Here is a 6,361-nt window from a genome sequence, read left to right on the forward strand (position 1 = left end):
ATTTGGCGTGAAAATTTGAATAAGCTTATTCCAGTCGCAGCAGCATTCACCAGACATCCCTCAGCCTGGAACCACTAAACTTATGAAGGTTCTTTCATTATTAAATCAAAATTATTGAAATAAAAATAAATATCATTCGGATTGTTGTTTTTAAGTTGCAATTCATCTCATGACAGGCCATTTTCATTACCTCGTGAATATGTTCTGGATGCAGTTATGCAATTCATAAATTCCCCTCAACGCTATGGTGTTATTTCTGCCGCTTTACATTGGCTGACGGCAATTATTGTCTATGGCATGTTTGCTTTAGGTTTGTGGATGGTAACGTTAAGTTATTACGACGGTTGGTATCACAAGGCGCCAGAGTTGCATAAAAGTATCGGTATTCTGTTAATGATGGGGCTGGTTATTCGCGTTCTCTGGCGTTTGATTTCTCCTCCGCCTGGCCCATTGAAAAGCTATTCCCCCGGTATACGTTACGGAGCGAAAGCAGGCCATCTGACACTTTATCTTTTGCTCTTTGCTATTGGCTTGAGCGGCTACCTTATTTCGACCGCCGATGGCAAACCCATCAGCATCTTTGGTTGGTTTGAAATACCCGCAACGCTTGCCGACGCAGGCACGCAAGCTGACTTAGCAGGAGCTCTACATTTCTGGTTTGCCTGGAGTGTCGTCGTCCTGTCAGTTATGCACGGATTTATGGCGCTGAAACATCATTTCATCGATAAAGACGACACCCTGAAGCGCATGCTGGGAAAGTCGTCATCTGACTATGGAGTATAAAAAATGAAAAAAAGCCTGCTTGGTTTAACCTTCGCTTCCCTGTTGTTCTCTACCGGTTCAGCTATCGCTGCCGATTACAAAATTGACAAAGAAGGCCAGCACGCCTTTGTCAATTTCCGCATTCAACATCTGGGCTACAGCTGGGTTTACGGCACTTTTAAAGATTTCGACGGTACTTTTACATTTGATGAAAAGAATCCGGCTGCCGATAAAGTCAATGTCACCATTAACACCACCAGCGTGGATACCAACCATGCCGAGCGCGATAAACATCTGCGCAGCGCGGATTTCCTCAACACAGCAAAATATCCGCAGGCAACCTTTACGTCCACTAGCGTAAAGAAAGACGGTGACGAGCTGGATATCACAGGTGATCTGACACTGAATGGCGTAACTAAACCAGTAACGCTGGAAGCGAAGTTGATTGGTCAGGGCGACGACCCATGGGGTGGTAAACGTGCAGGCTTCGAAGCTGAAGGTAAAATTAAGCTGAAAGACTTCAATATCAAGTCAGATTTAGGTCCGGCCTCTCAGGAAGTTGATCTGATTATTTCGGTGGAAGGTGTACAGCAGAAATAATGCTGAAATGTTGCCGGATGACGCGCATCCGGCAATGATGTTTATTCCGCAGGATCAGGTATGCCCAGTGTCGTATTCAGGCGTCCCCGCGACTTATTGAAGATTTTATTGCCATTTTCTCGCCCGGCTCGACGGCGTCGTTGTTCTTCTGGCGGTAATGCGCTCTCTTCGCAGCAAATCTCACTACAACACCCCTTGAATTTCTCAGCACACGTCGGACACTGGATAAACAGCAAGTGACAGCCATCATTTTTACAGTTGGTATGGCTGTCGCATGGCGTGCCGCACTGATGGCAATGTGCAATAATTTCATCAGAGATGCGCTCGCCCATCCGTTCGTCAAAAACGAAATTTTTGCCAACAAAACGCACTGGTAAGCCTTGTTCACGCGCCTTACGGGCGTATTCAATAATGCCGCCTTCAATATGCCAGACTTTATTAAAGCCGTTATGCTTCATCCAGGCACTGGCCTTTTCGCAACGAATGCCACCAGTGCAGTACATGACGATTTTTTTATCTTTATGCGTCTGCATCATCTCAACCGCTTTCGGCAGTTGTTCACGAAAGGTATCAGCCGGAATTTCCAACGCATTTTCGAAATGACCGACTTCATATTCATAGTGGTTGCGCATGTCGATAAACAGCGTATCGGGATCATCAAGCATGGCATTCACTTCCGCCGCTTGCAGATATTCCCCGACATTGGTGGCATCAAATTGAGGATCGTCAATCCCGTCGGCGACAATCCGCTCGCGGACCTTCATGCGCAGCACCCAGAAGGATTTCCCATCATCATCCAACGCGATATTCAGGCGTAAACCCTCTAACGCAGGATCAAAAGCATAAAGCTGTGCGCGAAATGTCTCGACGTTGCTCGCTGGTACACTAATTTGCGCGTTGATCCCCTCATGTGCCAGATAGACCCGGCCAAAAACATTCAACGAAGCAAATAGCTGATATAAAGCATCGCGGGTCACTTTAGGATCGGCAATATGGAAATATTTATAAAACGAAATGGTGGTGCGCGGTTCACTCTCGGCCAGCATTTTGGCTTTCAGTGCGTCGTTGGAAATTCGGTTGTGTAACACTGGCATGGTGTACGGTTCCTGCGAGGTGGGAAAGTAAAATCCGGCGCATGATATAGCAATAATCGCAAATTAACATCCACACATTTTACGCTACATTTGCGCATTAAAAATTATTAATAGTTTACATGCGCGGCATTTTCGCCCAGTCTTCAGCCTCAAATTTTGGTTGAGGGCGAAAAAATGCGACAATACATACAATTGCCCGTATAGGTTGAAAGACAGGATTGATATGACGAATCTACCCAAGTTCTCCACCGCACTGCTTCATCCGCGTTATTGGTTAACCTGGTTGGGTATTGGCGTACTTTGGTTAGTCGTTCAGTTACCCTACCCAATCATCTACCGCCTTGGCATTGCGACGGGGCGACTGGCGTTACGTTTAATGAAACGACGCGCCAAAATTGTGCATCGCAACCTGGAACTGTGCTTCCCGGAAATGAGCGAACAAGAGCGCCAGCAGATGGTGATTAAGAATTTTGAATCCGTTGGCATGGGACTGATGGAAACCGGCATGGCATGGTTCTGGCCAGAAAGTCGGGTTGCCCGCTGGACGGAAGTTATCGGCATGGAGCATGTCCGTGACGTGCAGGCGCAAAAGCGTGGCATCCTGTTAGTTGGCATCCATTTTCTGACGCTGGAACTCGGTGCACGACAATTTGGAATGCAGGAGCCGGGGATCGGGGTTTATCGCCCGAATGACAATCCATTGATCGACTGGCTGCAAACCTGGGGCCGCCTGCGTTCGAATAAATCGATGCTCGATCGCAAAGATTTAAAAGGGATGATTAAAGCACTTAAAAAAGGTGAAGTCGTCTGGTATGCGCCGGATCACGATTACGGTCCGCGCTCGAGCGTTTTTGTGCCATTGTTCGCTGTTGAGCAGGCGGCAACCACTAGCGGCACCTGGATGTTGGCACGAATGTCCGGCGCATGTCTGGTGCCATTTGTCCCTCGTCGTAAGCCGGACGGCAAAGGTTATCAATTGATCATGCTGCCGCCAGAGTGTTCACCGCCTCTGGATAACGCTGAAACCACCGCCGCATGGATGAACAAAGTGGTTGAAAAATGCATCATGATGGCGCCAGAACAATACATGTGGTTGCATCGCCGCTTCAAAACGCGCCCGGAAGGCGTTCCTTCACGTTACTAACCTTCTTTATGCCGGATGCGCAGCATCGCATCCGGCACATCAGCATCAAATCCCCTGATTTAGCGATAAAAGCTCTCTGCATTGCGTCACTTATAAGTCAGGCGCATAATTAGTGTGCTTATCTTTTATTCTCTTGTTCACCGCGCCCTGGCGCACCAACAGCGGATTGCTATGTCACCCTGTGAAAATGACACTCCCATAAACTGGAAACGAAACCTGTTCGTTGCCTGGCTTGGCTGTTTTCTTACCGGCGCCGCCTTCAGTCTGGTAATGCCGTTCTTACCCCTCTACGTTGAGCAACTCGGCGTTACGGGTCACTCGGCGCTAAATATGTGGTCAGGGATTGTCTTCAGTATTACCTTTCTATTTTCCGCCATTGCTTCTCCGTTCTGGGGAGGATTAGCTGACCGAAAAGGTCGAAAAATTATGCTCCTGCGCTCTGCCCTCGGGATGGGTATCGTGATGGTGCTGATGGGGGTAGTGCAAAATATCTGGCAATTTCTGATCCTGCGAGCATTGCTGGGTCTGCTCGGTGGATTTGTCCCTAATGCCAACGCACTAATCGCCACTCAGGTCCCACGCAATAAAAGCGGCTGGGCGCTGGGTACGCTTTCTACCGGTGGCGTTAGCGGCGCACTGCTCGGCCCCATGGCTGGCGGCTTGCTCGCCGATAACTACGGCTTACGCCCGGTATTTTTTATTACCGCCAGTGTGCTAATACTCTGCTTTTTCGTCACCCTATTTTGTATCAAAGAGAAATTCCAGCCAGTCAGCAAAAAAGAGATGCTGCACATGCGGGATGTCGTGACATCGCTTAAAAACCCGAAGCTGGTACTTAGCCTGTTTGTCACAACATTAATCATCCAGGTCGCCACCGGTTCAATCGCGCCAATCCTGACACTCTATGTCCGCGAACTGGCGGGGAATGTCAGTAATGTTGCTTTTATCAGCGGCATGATTGCCTCGGTCCCCGGCGTGGCTGCGCTACTTAGCGCGCCACGACTTGGCAAACTGGGGGATCGTATCGGGCCAGAGAAGATCCTGATAACGGCGCTGCTCTTTTCTGTGCTGCTGTTAATCCCTATGTCTTACGTCCAGACACCATTCCAACTGGGGGTTTTACGCTTTTTACTCGGGGCCGCTGATGGTGCGTTACTCCCCGCAGTACAAACGCTACTGGTCTATAACTCAACAAACCAAATCGCCGGACGAATTTTCAGCTACAACCAGTCATTTCGTGATATTGGCAACGTTACGGGACCATTGATGGGCGCGGCTATCTCGGCAAACTATGGTTTCCGCGCAGTGTTTCTGGTCACCGCAGGAGTTGTGTTGTTTAACGCGGTTTATTCCTGGAACAGTTTGCGTCGCCGCCGATTGCCCCAAGTGACAGGCTGATTTTTCGCCTTTCATACTTGCAAAAGCGCATAATCAGCTATTCTTTCCCTGAATACATCATCAAATCAAAGGGAGAATCGTGATGACTATGTACGCAACGCTTGAAGAATTTAAGAACAAAATTACATTATTAAAAATCAACACGTTATGTTAAAGTCGAAAACGAGTGTTAACATAAAAAACGATTAACGATCCACATGTTACTTTCATACCATTCAACTCATCACGATAAATTGATATACCTATACTGAAATGTCATTCATCCCGTATCCCTCAAAGTTCCCATACCTCCCATACTTCGTCGTCTGCACTGAACTGTCATCATAGCTATGTCATGAATACTTAAACCCATCTGAACGTTGCGACCTGCCCATGTTCATGGGCTCAAAAGTTATTCAATACAAATGATCTGTGGTACGACGCTAGTTTTTTATCTAAATGGAATATATCCGTTTTTTATATAATACAGATTTCATTTCTATATTTATTGACATATCATATGCCATACTGTTCAGTTTATAGGCTTTAGATAAGATGAAAAAATGGATTAAAGAGTTATTAGAAAGGTTCCAACTCACTCATATAAGATGGATGCTAATTGGTATTTTACTTACAGAGTTTATTACTTGGGTTTTATATAAAAACCCAAAAAAAATCACTGCCCCAGGGTTGTCATCTATAGTAGCAGTTTGTGCATTATGCTTAGCGATATATTCCGCATATCAAGTAAAAAAATGGTTGAATGGAAAAATAAACGAAAAAGGTTTCAAAAAATGCGAGGCTGTTATTGATAGCACACAAGCAATTGCATTAGAAATGCTAAAGGTAAATCCTGAAATAGGAAAATTATTCCGCATGGATTTAATTATACTCAATAGCGAACAGTACAATTCAACAGTTGAAAAATTAACATCTTCAATTGCAAAACTTGATGAATTAACATTAGAAGCAAATACTCATGGAATGCATCTTAACATATGGGGATTTGAGATCGCTGAAGATTTTAATTTACTTGTATTGGCTAAGGCCATAAGAACCTACAATGTATCTATCCGCACGACCATTGAAAACTCAAAAAAAGCTAGAGAAATAGGCGAGTATAAAGAAATTGAAGAAGATAAAACAGCATATTTTAAAGCATTAAATTTAGTTGGCAATTATATGGATAAACTAAATGACTCCTCATTTGAGGATGTATTTATTGAGTACAGAAAAGAGTAAACATAAGGCTGTATCTAATGATACAGCCTTATGTTAGCTACCACCAACCATGATTAAAAGTATCTGTAGTAGCTCACCTAGTGGAACTTGTATTAATACAATACCAAACGCATCAAGAACATGTAAGTATCCCGCATAATCG

General features: G+C 45.5%; 6 protein-coding genes. 5 read left to right on the forward strand and 1 reads right to left on the reverse strand.

All coding sequences use genetic code 11. The annotated features are described in order from the left end of the window. The first annotated feature begins 216 nt into the window (after positions 1-216). Together D9597_RS13725 and D9597_RS13730 are read left to right on the forward strand one after the other, a co-directional pair. A complete protein-coding gene (locus D9597_RS13725) occupies positions 217-783 on the forward strand; it encodes a cytochrome b (RefSeq protein WP_130215864.1) in 567 nt (188 codons plus the stop codon). 3 nt (positions 784-786) lie between these two features. Continuing rightward, positions 787-1,362, forward strand: a complete 576-nt coding sequence (locus D9597_RS13730; protein WP_130222909.1) for a YceI family protein — start codon at positions 787-789, stop codon at positions 1,360-1,362. Positions 1,363-1,403: 41 nt separating this feature from the next. Here the strand turns inward: D9597_RS13730 and D9597_RS13735 are convergent, their stop codons facing one another. Next, positions 1,404-2,456, reverse strand: a complete 1,053-nt coding sequence (locus D9597_RS13735; protein ID WP_130222911.1) for a rhodanese-related sulfurtransferase — start codon at positions 2,454-2,456, stop codon at positions 1,404-1,406. Positions 2,457-2,679: 223 nt separating this feature from the next. Between D9597_RS13735 and lpxL the strand changes: the two genes are divergently transcribed. The 3 genes from lpxL to D9597_RS13750 all read left to right on the forward strand — a co-directional run bounded on the left by lpxL (position 2,680) and on the right by D9597_RS13750 (position 6,219). Beyond that, positions 2,680-3,600 (forward strand): kdo(2)-lipid IV(A) lauroyltransferase, encoded by a 921-nt coding sequence (gene lpxL / locus D9597_RS13740; RefSeq protein ID WP_130205487.1) that lies wholly within the window; start codon positions 2,680-2,682, stop codon positions 3,598-3,600. Positions 3,601-3,771: 171 nt separating this feature from the next. Beyond that, entirely contained in the window at positions 3,772-4,998 is a 1,227-nt protein-coding gene (mdtG, locus tag D9597_RS13745) for a multidrug efflux MFS transporter MdtG (protein WP_130222913.1), read from the forward strand. A 534-nt stretch (positions 4,999-5,532) separates the two neighbouring features. Further along, entirely contained in the window at positions 5,533-6,219 is a 687-nt protein-coding gene (locus D9597_RS13750) for a hypothetical protein (protein WP_130222915.1), read from the forward strand. Positions 6,220-6,361: the final 142 nt, after the last annotated feature.

The sequence above is a fragment of the Escherichia sp. E13S3 genome, assembly GCF_004212325.1.
Taxonomy (GTDB): domain Bacteria; phylum Pseudomonadota; class Gammaproteobacteria; order Enterobacterales; family Enterobacteriaceae; genus Escherichia.